Origin of the sequence: Bailinhaonella thermotolerans, assembly GCF_003594875.1 — a bacterium.
In the GTDB taxonomy this organism is placed as follows: domain Bacteria; phylum Actinomycetota; class Actinomycetes; order Streptosporangiales; family Streptosporangiaceae; genus Bailinhaonella; species Bailinhaonella thermotolerans.
In genome coordinates, this window is sequence record NZ_QZEY01000026.1 from 18,839 (window position 1) to 33,568 (window position 14,730).

At 73.7% G+C, this 14,730-nt stretch carries 11 protein-coding genes; 5 read left to right on the top strand and 6 right to left on the bottom strand.

Annotated features, from left to right (window positions below):
- Positions 1-31: 31 nt before the first annotated feature.
- From D5H75_RS42380 to D5H75_RS37760, 3 genes are all read left to right on the top strand, one after another.
- On the top strand, positions 32-1,582 hold the full coding sequence (locus tag D5H75_RS42380) for a hypothetical protein (protein WP_202638911.1): 1,551 nt from the start codon (positions 32-34) through the stop codon (positions 1,580-1,582).
- A 114-nt stretch (positions 1,583-1,696) separates the two neighbouring features.
- The gene (locus tag D5H75_RS37755) at positions 1,697-2,833 is read left to right on the top strand and encodes a hypothetical protein (protein WP_147425420.1); all 1,137 of its coding nucleotides are present in this window, start codon (positions 1,697-1,699) and stop codon (positions 2,831-2,833) included.
- 408 nt (positions 2,834-3,241) lie between these two features.
- The gene (locus D5H75_RS37760) at positions 3,242-4,522 is read left to right on the top strand and encodes a sigma-70 family RNA polymerase sigma factor (protein WP_119931424.1); all 1,281 of its coding nucleotides are present in this window, start codon (positions 3,242-3,244) and stop codon (positions 4,520-4,522) included.
- Here the strand turns inward: D5H75_RS37760 and D5H75_RS37765 are convergent.
- Positions 4,476-5,546, bottom strand: coding sequence for a recombinase RecA (locus D5H75_RS37765; RefSeq protein ID WP_202638912.1), 1,071 nt, complete (start codon positions 5,544-5,546; stop codon positions 4,476-4,478). The genes D5H75_RS37760 and D5H75_RS37765 overlap by 47 nt on opposite strands.
- 230 nt (positions 5,547-5,776) lie before the next feature.
- Here D5H75_RS37765 and D5H75_RS37770 point away from each other — a divergent pair, with 230 nt between their 5' ends.
- Together D5H75_RS37770 and D5H75_RS37775 are read left to right on the top strand one after the other, a co-directional pair.
- Positions 5,777-7,513: a hypothetical protein gene (locus tag D5H75_RS37770; RefSeq protein ID WP_119931426.1), complete on the top strand. Its 1,737-nt coding sequence runs from the start codon at positions 5,777-5,779 to the stop codon at positions 7,511-7,513.
- 211 nt (positions 7,514-7,724) lie between these two features.
- Positions 7,725-9,566 (top strand): hypothetical protein, encoded by a 1,842-nt coding sequence (locus tag D5H75_RS37775; RefSeq protein WP_119931427.1) that lies wholly within the window; start codon positions 7,725-7,727, stop codon positions 9,564-9,566.
- 155 nt (positions 9,567-9,721) lie between these two features.
- Here D5H75_RS37775 and D5H75_RS37780 read toward each other — a convergent pair whose 3' ends face one another.
- The 5 genes from D5H75_RS37780 to D5H75_RS37800 all read right to left on the bottom strand — a co-directional run bounded on the left by D5H75_RS37780 (position 9,722) and on the right by D5H75_RS37800 (position 14,519).
- Complete coding sequence (locus tag D5H75_RS37780; protein WP_119931428.1) at positions 9,722-10,255, bottom strand: hypothetical protein; 534 nt, start codon at positions 10,253-10,255, stop codon at positions 9,722-9,724.
- 149 nt (positions 10,256-10,404) lie between these two features.
- Entirely contained in the window at positions 10,405-10,962 is a 558-nt protein-coding gene (locus tag D5H75_RS37785) for a hypothetical protein (protein WP_119931429.1), read from the bottom strand.
- A gap of 497 nt (positions 10,963-11,459) precedes the next feature.
- Positions 11,460-12,113 carry a sulfotransferase family protein gene (locus tag D5H75_RS37790; protein WP_119931430.1) on the bottom strand — a complete coding sequence of 218 codons (654 nt, stop codon included), beginning with the start codon at positions 12,111-12,113 and terminating at the stop codon, positions 11,460-11,462.
- Between the two features lie 415 nt (positions 12,114-12,528).
- Positions 12,529-13,227 (bottom strand): aspartate/glutamate racemase family protein, encoded by a 699-nt coding sequence (locus D5H75_RS37795; RefSeq protein WP_147425421.1) that lies wholly within the window; start codon positions 13,225-13,227, stop codon positions 12,529-12,531.
- A gap of 104 nt (positions 13,228-13,331) precedes the next feature.
- Positions 13,332-14,519, bottom strand: coding sequence for a cytochrome P450 (locus D5H75_RS37800; RefSeq protein WP_202638913.1), 1,188 nt, complete (start codon positions 14,517-14,519; stop codon positions 13,332-13,334).
- Positions 14,520-14,730 lie beyond the last annotated feature (211 nt).

Below are 14,730 nucleotides of genomic sequence, written 5' to 3' on the forward strand. Positions count from 1 at the left end.
CCGGCACCCCTCAACCACCTCAGGAGCATTGATGTCCACGTGGAACAGCCTGTTCGACCCCTCGGCCCCGGCCGAGGACCCCGCCCCGGACACCGCCTCCCCCAGCTGGGGGGACCTGTTCGGCGCGGACACCCCCGGCACGACCACCACCGGCACGGCCACCACCGGCACGGGCAGCACCGGCGCGGCCACCACCGGCGCGGCCGGTTCCAGCGGGGACGGCACCGGCCCGGCCGGTCCGTCCCCGTCCCCGGCGCGCCCCGCCCCCGCGGCCCGGCCCGCCGCGGCGGACGGCCCGCCCGCACCCGCCGCGGCGGCCCCGGCAGCACCGGCCGCGAGTGCCCCGGCCGCCCCGGCTTTCCCCGCCTCCTTCCCGGTGGCCGGGCAGACGCCCGGCGGACCGGCCACGCCGGCGGACAGCGCCACCGAATGGAAACCGCTGCGCCCCGCCGGGGCCGCGGCGGCCACTCCCGCCGCCCCCGCCACCGGGAACGGCCCCACGCCGCCTCCGGCCGTACCCGCCGCGACGGCCCAGGCCCCCGACCGGCGAGCGGACCCGGCCACGACCGGTCAGCCGGCGGGCGAGGCGACCCCCGATGACCGCGGCACGACCCCCGGCGGCACGACGGCAGGGGACCCGCCCGGCGAAGGCGGCGCCTCGTCCCTGGCCGTGCTGCTCGGTCACCGGGACGCGGAACTGCACCGGGCCGAACCCGACGCCGGATGGGCCGAGGTGGCCAAGGCCGCCCGGCAGGGAACCTGGCCGGACCTGAAGACCCTGGCCGGGGCGGAGGACACCGCCCAGCACGACAAGCACATCGCCGCGCTGGCCAAGACCGCCCCCGCCGGAGTCCCCGCCGACCGCCTCTACGCCCACCTGTCCGGATGGGGCCCGCTGTGGGAGCACTGGCGCGACCCCCGCGTCAGCGCCGTCTACATCGACGGGCGGGCCGTGTCCGTCCTGCGCGACGGCGCCGTGACCCCCGTCCCCGGATTCGCCCGCGGCAAGGACGCCGCCGCGGTGATCGGCCGGCTGCTCGGCGGCGGCGACCCGCCCCCCTCCGGCGGCGGCACCCGCAAGATCCCCGGAGGCGAGCTGTGGCGGCACGGCACGACCACCGTCCTGGAGAAGACCGAGCCCGCGGCACCGGCCCCCGCCGACGCCGGCCTGGAGGAACTCGTCCAGGCCGGGGTGCTGTCCGGCGGGCACGCCGCGCACCTGGCGCGCATCGTGCTCAGCGGCGGCCGCGTCGTGGTCAACGGCCCGCACGCCCACGTGCTCATCCAGGCACTGGCCCAGTTCATCCCGGTGGGCAGCCGCGTCTACACCGGCGGAGTGCCCACCGTCCCGGGCCGCTTCTGCCCCGGGCTCCCCGCGGGGGCGGTTCCCGCCCGCCATGTGCAGCACGCCGACTATGTGGTGGGCACGCACCTGGGCAAGGACGCCGAGCGCGTGACCGCGCTCGGCCAGGCGGGCGCCATCATCGGCAACCCCGCCTCCGCGCTGGAGGCCGAGGCGGTCGTGACCCTGCTGGGCGCGGGCGCCCGCATGCGCGCCGCGAACGTCCGCATCCGCGGCTGACCCCGCCGCACCACGGCCCGCCCTGCCCGGCTCTGCCGGACGGGGGCGGGCCGTGTTGGCGCCGGCGCCGGGGCGGTCACGGTCGGCCACCGCAACCGGCGAAAGGGAGAACACATGCCGTCTTCGTCTATTCGTCACACCCTGGACCAGGCGGCACGGGGCCTGCGCGCGCGGGCCGCCGACACCGGCGGCCCCGCCTGGACCCCCCAGATGGTCGCCGACGTCGCCCGCCTGACCAGCAGGGGATTCGACCCCGTCAACACCGCCGAACGCGCACGGATCCCGGTGGAGACGGTCCATGAGATCATCCGCCGCCTGGGCACCTTCCTGTCCACCGCGGCCAAGGTCAAAGTCCACGTCGTCGACCCCGCCGACCTGGGCGTCCTGCTCCCCCTGCGCGCCGACCCGCGGACGGCGCGCAGCGCCCGGCGCGGCCGCCGCCCCTCACGCGGCCAGCCGGCATTCGCCCCCCGCTCGCCGGACCAGGTCGTCGTGCCCTGGGGCTACCGCTTCCGCCGGGGCGGGCACAGCAGCGACATGCGCCAAGCCGCCGCACTGGTCGCCGCCGCCCACGAGCAGGGCCTGCTCGGCCCCGGGATGATCACACGCTTCCTGGGCCGGGTCCAGCCCCCGCGGCTGCGGGTGGTGACCTTCGCCGACCTGTGCGTGGTCTGGATGCTGGCCGCCCATGGCAGATTCACCGAACTGGCGGCGGCGGAGTTCGTCACGGCCCACTACGCCGCGATCGCGGCCGAGGCCTACCAGGTGCTGGAATCGGGCCGCGCCCAGGCCGGCGCGGCGCTGACCCGGCTGCTGGGCACCGACCGGCCACCCCGCGGACGGCTCACCTCGCTGTGCGCGGCGGCCTCCCCGCTGGCCGAGCCCGCCGTGGCGCGCCTGCGCCGCGACCTGGCCCGCGCCGGCGGCGACGATGAGCTCATCCGTGCCGCCCTGGGCCGGTTCCGGGCCGCGAACCGGCACCTGGACCCGCCCGGCAGCGTCGCCGAGCTGACCCAAGGTCAGGTCCTGCGGATCGCCCAGGCCGCCGGCCTGGCCGGCCGCCAGGTCACCGCCGCCCTGACCCGCGACATCCAGGCCCGGCTCGCCGACCTGGATCTGCTGGAGGACGGCGACCAGCTCGTCCCCCTGGGCGTGAGCGCGACCTTCGCCGGACGCCAGGAGGACTATTGGGCGGCGATGCGCGCGCGGGCCCAAGGCCGTACCGACTGGGCACGGCCGCTCCTGTCCTGACCTGGCCGATGCCCCGCGCAGCCCGGCCGGCGGCCACGGCCAGGTGACGCCCGCTCCGGCCACGACGGCGCGGGCGGCGCGGGCGGCCGAGGCCCGGCAAGGACGCCGAAGCCCGGCAAGGGCACGGAAAGACCCGAAAGGGAGAGGAAGGCGACTTCCTCTCCCTTTCTCGTACGGCCGGCCGCGGGGCATCTCGGATACGGCGCGCGCCGGGGGCGTTTCCCCATGCGGCCTCCAGCCGGAGGGCACCGTGGACGCGCGGCGTGATCACGCCGCCTCTCCCGGGACGCGGTGGCGGCGCCGGGCCACATTGCGGCCCCGGCCACCGGGCGGACGGTCCACGGCGTGTCGACCTCCACAGATTCGCCCAGCAGCCGCGCACTCGCCGCCTCGGTTCCGCTCCGGGAGATGTCCCGGCATCCCGTGCTGGACCCTGCGAGCGAGGACGCCGCGGCCAAGACCTATCAGGACGGCCTGGCGGCCCGGACCGAATTGAACAGCCGCGCCCAGCATCTGAGCGCCGATGAGATCACCGCGCTGCGCCACCGCGTCCGCGAGGGGGAACGCGCCGGCGAGCGGCTGGTCGGCTCGATGTACCGGCTGATGCTGCGCATCTGCCGCGAGCAGGCCGAAAGCCGCTACGGCCGGGCCGGCGCCGCGAAGCTGCTGGACGACCTGATGGCCGAGGCCGTCCTGGTGATGCTGGAAGCGGCGGCCCAGTACGACCCGGCCCGGGGCCCGGCCCTGCACACCTGGGCCGGCATGCGCGTGCGGGACCACATCCGCGGCGTGGTCATGCGCGGCACCGCCGCGGTGCGCTCCACCAGCTCCTGGGACCGGATGCGGCGCCTGGCCAGCGTGGAGTCCGCTGAGCTGCGCGGCGAGCTCGGCCGCCCGCCGACGATGGAGGAGCTGTCGGCCCGGCTGATGGACCGCTGCCTGGCCTGGGCGGAGAACCGGCTGACCCCCGAGCAGCGCGAGCTGCCCGCCGGCGAGCGGCACGAGCTCATGCTCGCCAAGCTGCGCAAGCAGGGCATGCTGTCGGCGCTGGAGAACCTGGAGCGGGTCATCTCCATCGGCCAGGAGCCGGTCCGCCTGGACGAGGTGCTCAGCGACGACGGCGGCCTCACGCTGCACGACATGATCGCCGACGAGGTCGCCCAGGACGACGTGCACACCGGCGCCGACCTGGGCGAGCTGCGCGGCACCCTGGTGGACGTCCTCAAGGAGCTCAGCCCGCGCGAGCGGGACATCCTGCTGTACCGCTACGCGTTCGTCGACGGCACCGAGTGGACCTACGGCAAGATCGCGGACCTGTACGGCGTCAGCTCCGAGCGCATCCGCCAGATCGAGAAGCAGCTGATGAACCGCCTGCTGAACAACCCGGACCTGCGCGCCCGGCTGGCGTCCCACCTGACCGGCGAAGGAGAAGGAGGCCGCTCCCGCCCCGGCACCCGCTTCGCCACCCGCCAGGCCCTGATCTCCATGGTCACCCGCCGATTACGCCACCTGCGCCACCCAAGCCCCCGCGATCCACCCCGACCGCCGGCGAGGGCGCCTGCTCGATCCAGGCGCCCTCGCCGGCCTGAGACCCGGCTCGGCGCCCCGGCCCCACCGGGCGGCGCATCCGGGGGCGCGGGTGTCAGGCGGCCTCGGCGGTGGGGGCCGCGGGGAGGGGGGCGCCGGTGAGGCGGGCGCGGACCGCGGCCTCGACCTGGGCGGCCAGATCGGGGTCGGCGGTCAGCCGCTCCTTGGCCTTCGGCTTGCCCACGCCGATCTTCTCCTCCACCGGCGTCAGCTCCGCGCCCAGATACCTGACGTACCAGGTGTTGCCGGCCTTCTCGATGACCCCGGTGCGGTCGGCCGCGTCCAGCAGCGACCCCGCGCCGTCGATGCCCTGCCCGAAGATGATGTCGTACTCGGTGTACCGGAACGGGGCGCCGACCTTGTTCTTCTTCACGGTGGCCTTGACCTGGGTCCCGACGGCCTGGCCGCCCTGCTCGATCCGCTTGGAGGGGCTGGTGCGGACCTCGATGCGCAGCGTGGCGAAGAACGCGATCGCGCGCCCGCCGGTCGCCTTCTCCGGCGCCCCGTAGGCCTGCAGGTCGCTGCGGACCTGGTTGATCAGGCACACCAGCGTCCCGGTGCGGCCCGCCAGCGGCGCGATGACCCGCATGAACCGGCTGATCAGCCGCGCGTGCAGGCCCATGAACGCCTGCTCGGCGTCCGCCTCGACCATCGCCTTGGGCACCATGGCCGCCACCGAGTCCACGATGACCATGTCGAACGCCGTGGACTCCAGCATCGACCTGACGATCTCGATGGCCTCCTCGCCGGTGTCCGGCTGGGCCACCACGAACCGGGACTCATCGATGCCGATGTTGCGCACCAGGTCGATGTTGAGGGCGTGCTCGGCGTCGACGAACCCGACGATCCCGCCCATGTCCTGGCAGCGCTTGGCCACCTCCAGGGCGAGGGTGGTCTTGCCTCCCGACTCGGGGCCGAACAGCTCCACGATGCGGCCGCGGGGGAAGCCGCCGGCGCCGATGGCGGCGTCCAGCCCGATGACGCCGGTCGGGATCACGTCCACGTCCAGCGCCGCGCTGTCGCTCAGCCGGCGCACCGTGGCGGGCCGCTCCTTGGCCTGGGTCTTCAAGAACATGTCGAACGCCGCGGCCTTGGCCTCGTCCAGCCGCGCCTGTGCCTCACCCACGTCTGCCCTCCGGGGGTCTGTGCCGATCGTCATGGTCCGGACAGTGCCGCCCCGCCCTCGCCCCGCACCCCACCACCGCGCCGGTACGGCCGGGGCGGGCGAGGCATCGTCCCCGGCCCCGCCGTACTCGCCGGCCTCGCCCGCCTCAAGACGGGCCCGGCTGGGACGGCGGCCGGACGCTGCCACGGTGCGCGCCGCGACACCACAACCGAAGAGAAGGGCGAACACCCGTGAGCGACATCGCCTCCGCCTTGCTGGCGGCCACAGATGACCCCGCGCACGCCGACACCCTGCTGTACCGGGCGGGACCGGCCGCGCTCCACCAGGACGTGCCCGCCTCGGCGCGGGCGCTGCGCCGCCTGTATGAGGCGATGCCCGACCAGCGCGCCGCGCTGGTGGAGAGGACCGGGAACAGCGAGTTCCTGGACTGGGTGGCCCAGACCGCCATGACCACCGCCGACCCCGGCGACACCCTGCGCTTCGTGGCGGGCAACACCCGCCTGCGCTACGAGACCGCCTGCGCGCTCATGCGGTGGGCGCAGCCCGGTCACAATCGGTGGCTGGGCCGCCGGCTGCTGATGGGCCGCCCCGCCCACGATCTGGCCCGTTTCCTGCTCGACAACAAGGAGCAGATCCTGGGGCTGGACCTGATGGACGTGGCCGCCATCCAGGTGGCGGACCTCCCCGACCCGGACGGCGTCTTCCACACCGTCGCCCAGACCGACCCCGGGCTGGCCGCCGCGCTGCGGCACACGGTCGGCTCGCGCACGTGCCCGCTCAGCTGGGCCACGGTGGCGACGATCGTCCGCGACCAGCCCTACGACCGCCACCTCGACACCCTCCTGGCCTACAGCCTGGCGGAGAACCAGAGCCTGGACGTGCGGCCCGAACAGCTGGAGCAGGTGCCGTGGGCCTGGTGCGCCAGCACCGCCGCGGCCAAGATGCACGCGGACGGCCTCCCGCCGATCCCCGCGCACCGGCTGATCACCGGGCACGGCTGGGGCGGCGTCATGATGGCGCAGCGCCTGTCCGCGTGCCTGGTCGCCACCGCGCAGGACGCCCGGCTGCTCGACCAGATCCGGTCCGACCAGCTCAAGTTCCTCACCTACACCCCCGAGGGGCTGGCCGCGGCGATCGCGCACCTGCGGTTGGCCATCTCGCCCCTCGCCGTCGGTCACATCACCGCGCGCTGGGCGAAGACGTACGACGTCGAGCAACTCGCCCTGGCCCTTGTGGCCCACCCGCGGATCGCCCGGGCGCTGCCCACCTCGTGCTCCCTGGCGGGGACACCCGGCCTGGTCGACACCCTGGCCCGGCACGGCGCGGGCCCGGACCTGCTCGCGACCCTGATCGTCAAGATGACAGAGCCGGGCGAGGTGAGCGTGAGCGAACCCCGCGTGGTGGACATGCTCCCGGCGCGGCTGCTGCGACGACTTCGGCCGGCCACCACCGCCGTACGCGACCGCATGCTGGACCGGTTCGACCGCGACAACCTGTGGCACAGCCGGGACGAGCAGGTCGCCGAGGCCGGTGCGCAACTGGCCGCCGTCCCCGCCGGGCGGGAACGGCTGCTGGCCCGGCTGGGCGGGCTGCCCGCCCCGCTCATCGGAGCGGTGCTGCGCGGATGGCTGCACAACGAGCCCACCCGCGACGAGGTGGTCCTCCTCACGGCCACGCTCGACTTCACCGACCCCGCCGTGGCCACCCACGCCGCCGAGATCTTCTCGGCCGGCTTCGACCAAAGGCTGTGGACCGAGGAGGTGATCGCCATCCTGGTCAGGAACGCCCCCCTGCAGTGGGCGCGGCTGATCCCCCACTCGCGCCCGGTGGCCGTCGAGGTCGCGCGGCTGCTGCGCGAACGGTTCCCCGGCCGGGGCGCGGCCGTGGAGCTGGCCACCGTCATGCTGGAGACCTGGACCTGGACGCTGCCGGAGCTGACCGGCCTCATCGGCCCCGCCACCTCCTGACCCCCATCCGGCGCGCTGCGCGCCCGATCACCCACGGGCCCCGGGGCACCACCCCCGGGGCCCGTCCCTGCCCAAGGCGCGCAACCGCCCGATGCGGGGATTACCGGCAGCCCCTCCCCGGCTCCGGAGCGCCCCGGTGGCGGTTTGCCGACCGGGCCCGGGCCAGCACGGTCCACCGCTGATCCGCCTCAAACCAGATCAGGAGGTACGCGTGGATCAGCAGCAGATACTCCGGCTCGCCCGGTCGCCGCAGCTCATCACCCACTTGCTGCTGCAACAGCACCGGCCCCGGCTGCCCGAATCCTGGGACGGCTCCTTCACCGCCCCGGAGAAGACCGCCTGGAAGTTCCACAACGGACTGCCCCAGCCCCACCGCAAGCAGTTCGCCCAGAAGGTGACCAACCCGCACCTGCAGCGGATGCTCGCCACCCGGGAACGGCGCATCACCGTCCTGCGGGCCCTGGCCGCCAACCCCGACCTGGATCCCGAGGCGGCGGACCGGCTGCTCAGCCGCGACGACGCCAAGATCACCGAGGCGGTCCTGGTGCACTGCCCCGCCCACAGGCGCGTGGCTCTCATCCGCCGGCACCCCGGCCGGTGGCGGACCCCCTCGGCCCCGCTGGGACGGAGCATCGCCATGCACCCCGCGGGCGCTGACGAGGCCCTGCGGGAGCTGCTCGGCGATGAGAACGTGCCCGCCACGACCGTGGCCGCGGCCCTGGCCTCGGCCTTGGCCTGCGGACGAGGCCGGCTGCCCTGGGCGGCCCTGCTCACGGTGCTGGCCGAACTCGACCGCGCGGGCGCCATCGACGCCAACCTGGAATGGAATCTCCTGTCGGCCGAGGTCCGCCTCCCCGGCACCCGCACGCCACACCCCAGCCGCGCCCTCGTCGAGCTGACGGAGTCCGACACCGACTGGCAACGCGTGCCCGGGCCGATCCCCCGGCTCATGCTGCTCACGGCCATGCAGCGGGCCCGCGTCGAACTGCCCGCCCCCGCGGAGATGGTCCACGGCCTGAGCGAGCTGACGCTGCCGGCGCGGTCACATCTGCAGCGGCTGCTCCACAACAGCGGCAAACCGCTACGCGACGCCGACGTCACCGCCCTGCACACCGTGGGATTCACCGGCTGGGAAGGCCTGCGCTTCACCGGTGCGGCGCTGGTCGCCCTCGACGGGCTGGGCGCGCTCACCGCCGGGCTGATCTCCCGGTGCACCGGCGACGCCTGGGAGTGCTCGGGCGAGGCCGAACGGGTGGCGATGCTGAACCATGCGCACCTGGGCGAGGAGGTCCTCAGGACGTTCCGGTGGCGCCCGGAGGCGGATCTGGCCGGCCTGCACCGGGCGGGCGCCTCTCCCGAGGCGCTGGCCAAGGTCATCGGCGTCATCGGCCCCTACCGCCGGGTGCTGCGCGAGACCGACGAGGACGCCGCACGCACCCTGCCGCTGGAGGCGCTCCTGGCCCCGCACGCCCGATACCCGGGCGCGCTGTGGCCGATCATCGCCGAGCGGGCCCTGCGCGAGCCCGCCGCCTCGCCCGGCACCGCCCACCACAACGCCCTGTGCCAGGCGTTGCAGGAACCGGACGACTGGACCGATCAGGCCATCGGCCGGATCTGCGACCAGGTCGCCGCCCTGCCGCCCGAGGACCAGGCGAGGCTCGTCACCGACTCCGCGCACCGGTGGGCCGCCTCCAAGCTGATCGTCGCCCTGCTCGACGTCCTGGACCTGGCCGACCCCGCGCTCCTGCCCGCGCTCCAGAGCCTGATCAGGCGGCACTGCGCGGACTGGCGGGCCCACCACGAACGAGCCTGGCTGGACGAGGCCCTGTGGCGTGTCCCGATGCCCTGGCCCGAACTCACGCAATCGCACTACGCGGCACGTGCGGTGACCCGGGCGATCGAGCGCGTCCTGCCCCCCGAGCCGCCGGACGGCGGCACCGGCATCCCGGTGTCGCTCCCGCTGGTCATGGAGCTGCTGCACTCCTGGGAGGGATCCCTTGAGGAGCTGATGACGATCGTCGCCCAGCCCGGCGCCGACCCCGCCACGCCCTGACGTTTCCACCCCGTCACGTCCGGGCGTCCCGGCCCGAGTTCGCCAAGGTCCCGGCTCACAGCCGGGACCTTTCGCCGTGCCCGGGCACGGCACCGCCGCACCGTGGGTGAGCAGGTCCCCGCAGCACGCGGGAGGCGGCGCCGGCGAGCCGGGGCTCAGGAGAGGCGGGTGAGCCTCAGGCAGGTCCGGGCCTGCTGGGCGGCCGCGCTCAGCGGCGCCAGCAGCACCGTCAGCGGGGCCCGGCGGGCGGTGGCCTCACCGGCCCCGTCCTCGGCCCGGCCCAGCAGCTCCCGCTCCGCCGGCGACCAGCCGTCCTGCCGGGTCCGCTCGACACGGCGGCGCGGGCCCGCCCCCGCCTGCAGCCAGAACCCACCGGCCTCCTCGGCCCACAAACGGGCGTCACCGGCCACGGCGACCAGTTCGGGCTCCTCCCCGGGGGCGGCCATGTACGACCCCAGCACCCACCCGGTGCGCGCGGCGGCGTCCGCGAACGCCGCCACCTCCCGCAGCTCCCGCCGTAAGACCGCCAGCGACTCGCCCGTCACCACCAGATCGGTGTCCAGCAGGGCGGCGTACGGCAGGCTCAGCCGCCGCCCGATCCCGGCGGCCGCCGTGATGACGCTGGCGTGCAGGTCGATCGCGAACTCATCGCCGCGAATCCGGACGCTGGGCGGGGTACTGGGTGGCACGGCGACTTCCTTTTCCGGGGCGCCCCCGAGCCAAGACGGACGGCTCGCGGCGGGTGCCCGCATCTTAGCCTGCGCATTCGCCGGCCCTGAGGAGGATGGGCGGGGGCCGGAGCCGGTCCCGCCCGGCTCCGCCCGGGGCCGCGGCCGGCTCACCGGAGCTGCAGTTCCTGGCCGCGCCGCGTGATCTCCCGCGACAGCGTCGACAAGTACATCTCGGTGGCCCGCTGCACCCCGGCCAGCATCGCCAGCATCGCCTCCACCTCGGCCTTGCTCTCCTCGGCCTCCCGCACCGGCTGCGTCTCATCGGCCCAGTCGTTGAGCTCTCCGACCGTCAGCTTGGCCACCTTGACCGGCGTCCCGTCCTCCTTGGCGCGCTCCTGCGCCGCGGCCTGGTGGGTCCGGCGGATCGCCGCCCGCGCCGAGGCCTTGGCGCGCTTGAGCGTCAGCTCGCACTGGACCTTGCGCGCCTCCAGCACCCCGATCAGCTCCAGCACCCGGCCCAGTTCGCTGGTCCACCACGCCTGCTCGTCGGCCAGGGCACTGCCCGCCAGGCTCGCCATGTCGGCGGCGAACGGCCGCCGCTGCGCGGGCCGCGAGTGCGCCTGCGCGGTCCACAACCCCAGGTACTTCATCATCGCCGCCTCGTCCCCGGCCCCGGCGTGCTCCACCATGTCCCGGGTCGTGCGGATCGCCGACAAGTTCCCCATCCGGCCCCATTCCCTTCGTCTCGTGCCCATGACTGTGCCCCGCCCGCCGCCGCCCGCAGGCCGCCCGCCCAGGCAGGCGGGCTCTGGCCGCCCCGCGGCGCGCGGCCTCGACAGTCAGGCCGGAATCACCCCGCACAAGAAGGAGGGCGCGGAACCAGAGCCGCGCGTGGCCTTGCCGCAGCACACCACCGATCCGACGGCGGCCGCCACGCTGCCGAGACGTCCCCCGGCCTGCCCGCCGAGGTGTCCGGCCCGCCGGCCCGTCCTCCTGTGACGTTGGCTTCCCCGGCAGGACCAGGCCCTTGACGTACCTGCGGGTGTCGGGCTCGAGCCCACGGAATACCTCGCAGGACAGAGCGGCGACGGCCTTGTATTCGACCGCCGTGGCGCGGCACCCCGCCAGGTAGCCCCGATGCCTGCTCGTGCCGTCCTCGGCTGCCGATCGGGCCGCCCGGTCGCGGCGAACGCGAACCACCGGCCGCGCGCCGTGGAACGCCTCAGGCCGGCTCCGGTGATCTCCCAGCCGCGAAGCGCTGGAAAGCGACCTGAACGGCTTGGCCGTCGTTGAGGTGAGGGAACGGTTCAGCGGGCACGGGCAGGCCGAGGAAGTCGCACAACGGCTTCCAGCCTTGACTGACGTCGAAGACGAGCAGGCGTTCGGCGGGCACGCTCTGGCGGACCTTCTCCACGTGGCGTTCGAAGGCCGCCACCGCCTGGGCCTCTTCCAGCGCGCCTTCCGCGAGGGGACCGAAGGTCCGCCGGTAGATGAGCGAGAACAGCGGGTGCAGTCGCTCGCCCAGCCCGCCCTGGAACGCGGCGGCATGGGCGTCGCTGCTCAGCATCGCGATGTAGCTGGCGTACCAGCGCCGCGGGTCACGAACGGTCAGGATCACTTTGGCGTCCGGAAACGCCTCCGCCTGCTCCTGCCAGAAGCAACTGGCCGGCCAGTCCAGCGTGGACCGATACCCTTCGAACACCTGCTCCCAGGACACCGGATCCCCCGAAACGAGGGGGGACCAACGCTCCAGCAGCGCCGGGTCCCGGAGGATCTCGAACATGTGAAAGCAAGGCCCGAGACCGAACCGTTCCAGTGCCGCCTTCAGCGACAGGGTGCCGGTCCTCGGCAGGCCGGCTCCGATGACGTTGAGCATGGGTTGCTTCTTTCGGGTGTCGAACGCATGTGACGCCGGATCAAGCAGCGGAACACGCGCAGCCGCTCCTTGAACCGGCCGCCCGCTCGCTGGCACGGCAGCAGCGGCGCCAGCCGCGGCGGTGCCGGCCCACTCAGCGCTCTCCTCCGCGTCGAGGTGAGGCCGTCACGGAAGGTGTCTCCAGGTCACGCACCGCCAGGACTCGCTGGTCGGCATACCCAGCGCCGGTGAGGGCCACACCGCCCGGCGCTCGTCCCAGAACTTTTTCGGGGCCCCATGGCATCGGTTGCCGATCGGCACAGCCGCTGACACCAAGAATGATCATGGCCTGAGCGGCGCGAGCGCGATGCGCCGTTCCCCGGCCGCCGCCTTCGCGTGCCGACGTTCAGGCCTGGTGACGTGGCCGCCCCAGGCGTCAGTCAGGAGACCCGGGGGCGATGCTCGGGGACCGGCTCAGCCGTACCAGGCCCTGCAAGGCGGCCAGGGCCGCGCCCGTGAGGTCGACGATCGGCGCGGCGATCTCGTGCCCGGCCAGGTAGGCCCCTAGCGCACGGCGCTGCTCGAACAAGATCGTGCAGGTCAGGACCAGGGCCTCGGCCTCGCCGCGCTCCACCGCCGTCCGGGCCGCCTCGCACAACGCGTCCACCTCCGCCGCGCCACCATCAAGAGAAACCGGAAGGGCGCGAACCCGGTCGGTCAATCCCGCGCGCGCGATCAAGGCTTCGAACACAGCGATCAGGTCCGGCGGGCACAGGACCCCGACCCGGCGACCGAGGAGCAACCCCATATGCAGCGCGGGGAACAGCCCGCCGACGACCGGAACGGCAACCTTCTCCCGCGCCGCCTCCACACCGATCTCCGCCGCACAGCAGACATAGATGCCGTCACTCCCACCCGCCGCCGCCTGAACGGCCGCCTCCACCACAGCCGATGCGGGCTCACGCATGAAAGCGGAGTCCAGCAGGGAGGAATCACAACGACCGGGCGGCGGCATGGCCGACACCGAGGTCGCCACGAGGTCGATCCGGACATCCGGCCCCACCCAGCCCAGACAGTCCCGGCGCACCTCCGCCATCAGATCGGCATCGCCCGGGAGGATCACCGTCAGTCGCACATCCGCCTCCACAACATCCGGACTCCCACCCCGCTCCGGCCAGATCACCCCGTGCCCCCGCCCAGGGGCCGGCGTGGGGGCGGCGTGATCGGCTTGGGGGTGCCTCACCAGCGGACGGGAATCTCCACGGGTCTGACCTCGATGAGATCGTCGCGCCATGTGACGCGGTCGGGCGGAACGGCGAGGCGCATGGCGGGGAAGCGGCGCACCAGTTCCTCGATCGCGACCTTCATGGTCATCCTGGCGAGGGCGCTGCCGGGGCAGAACGCGGGGCCGAGGCCGAACGCGAGGTGCCCCTTGGTCTCCCGGCCCGGGTCGAACCGGCCGGGGTCGGGATAGGCGGCTGGGTCGCGGTTGGCGACATCAGCGGCGATCAGCACCAGCTCGCCCGCGGAGATCGTGACGCCGCCCAGGTCCAGATCCTCTCGCGCGACCCGGGGCAGACCGGCTGGGAGGAACAGGCCGAACCGCAGGCATTCCTCGACGACGCCTTCCGTTCTGCTCGGGTCTCGCCGCAGCTCCTCCCACACGTCACGGCGGTGTAGCAGGGTCACGAAAGACAGGCTGAGCATGCTGGCGGAGCCGAGGTGACTGGAGCCGAAGACCATGACGAGCTTGTCGGCGAGACTCGCGGCGTCGAGCCGATCCTCGGCGGGCCGGGCGGCGTTCTCGTCACGGAAGCGTCGCGCCACCCCGTCAGGCAGGTCGGGGCGCTCCAGGAGGGCAACGAAGTAGTCCCGGGTGCTCTCCCAGTTGCGCTGGTATTCGATGGGCCGGCGCGGCTCGAGGGACAGAGCCGTCTCAGTGGCCTCGGCCAGAGGCTGGAGCTCCTCGAGCGGCATGCCGAGGAGATGGCCGCTGAGCGCCAGTGGGAACGCCTGCGCGTAATGGCCGTACAGATCCAGCGGCTGGGGCGAGCCCGCCATCCGGTCGAGCAGGGACCGTGCGATGTCCCTCGCCCTGGGCTCGGCCCGAGCGACGTGCGCAGGGGTGAGCAGGCTCGTGAAGGCCTTGCGCAGACCGGCCCTCCCGAGCGCGTCCATCGAGGCCAGCGCCTCGATCGGTATTCCCGGCGCTGGGAGCTTCGGCGTTTCCGGACGCGACACCAGGGACAGGGACAGGCGGTCGTCGGTCAGAGCCTGCTTCGCCAGCGAGTAACCGGTGATCAACCAGGCCTCGAGGGTGTCCATGCGAACACGCGCGATCGGCTGAGTCTCCTGCAACCTCTGGCATTCCGGCGCAAGCGAGTCGTTCCGGTGCTGAAACGGGAAGTAGGGCAAGTCCGTATTCATCGATCTCTCCATAAGGGCGCCCATCGCGCTCCAGCCCGCCAAGAACATGCAATAGATACCTGGCATCAGACCGGCACGAAACTAGGCGGCCGGTAAAACCTGAGGCCCGGAACGAGTCGCGACCGAATCTGCATACCCCGCCTTATCGGGAAAATCGGAAATACTGGCCACCCGTTTCCCGGCCTGAACTCAGGGGTAACCTGTCAACAAT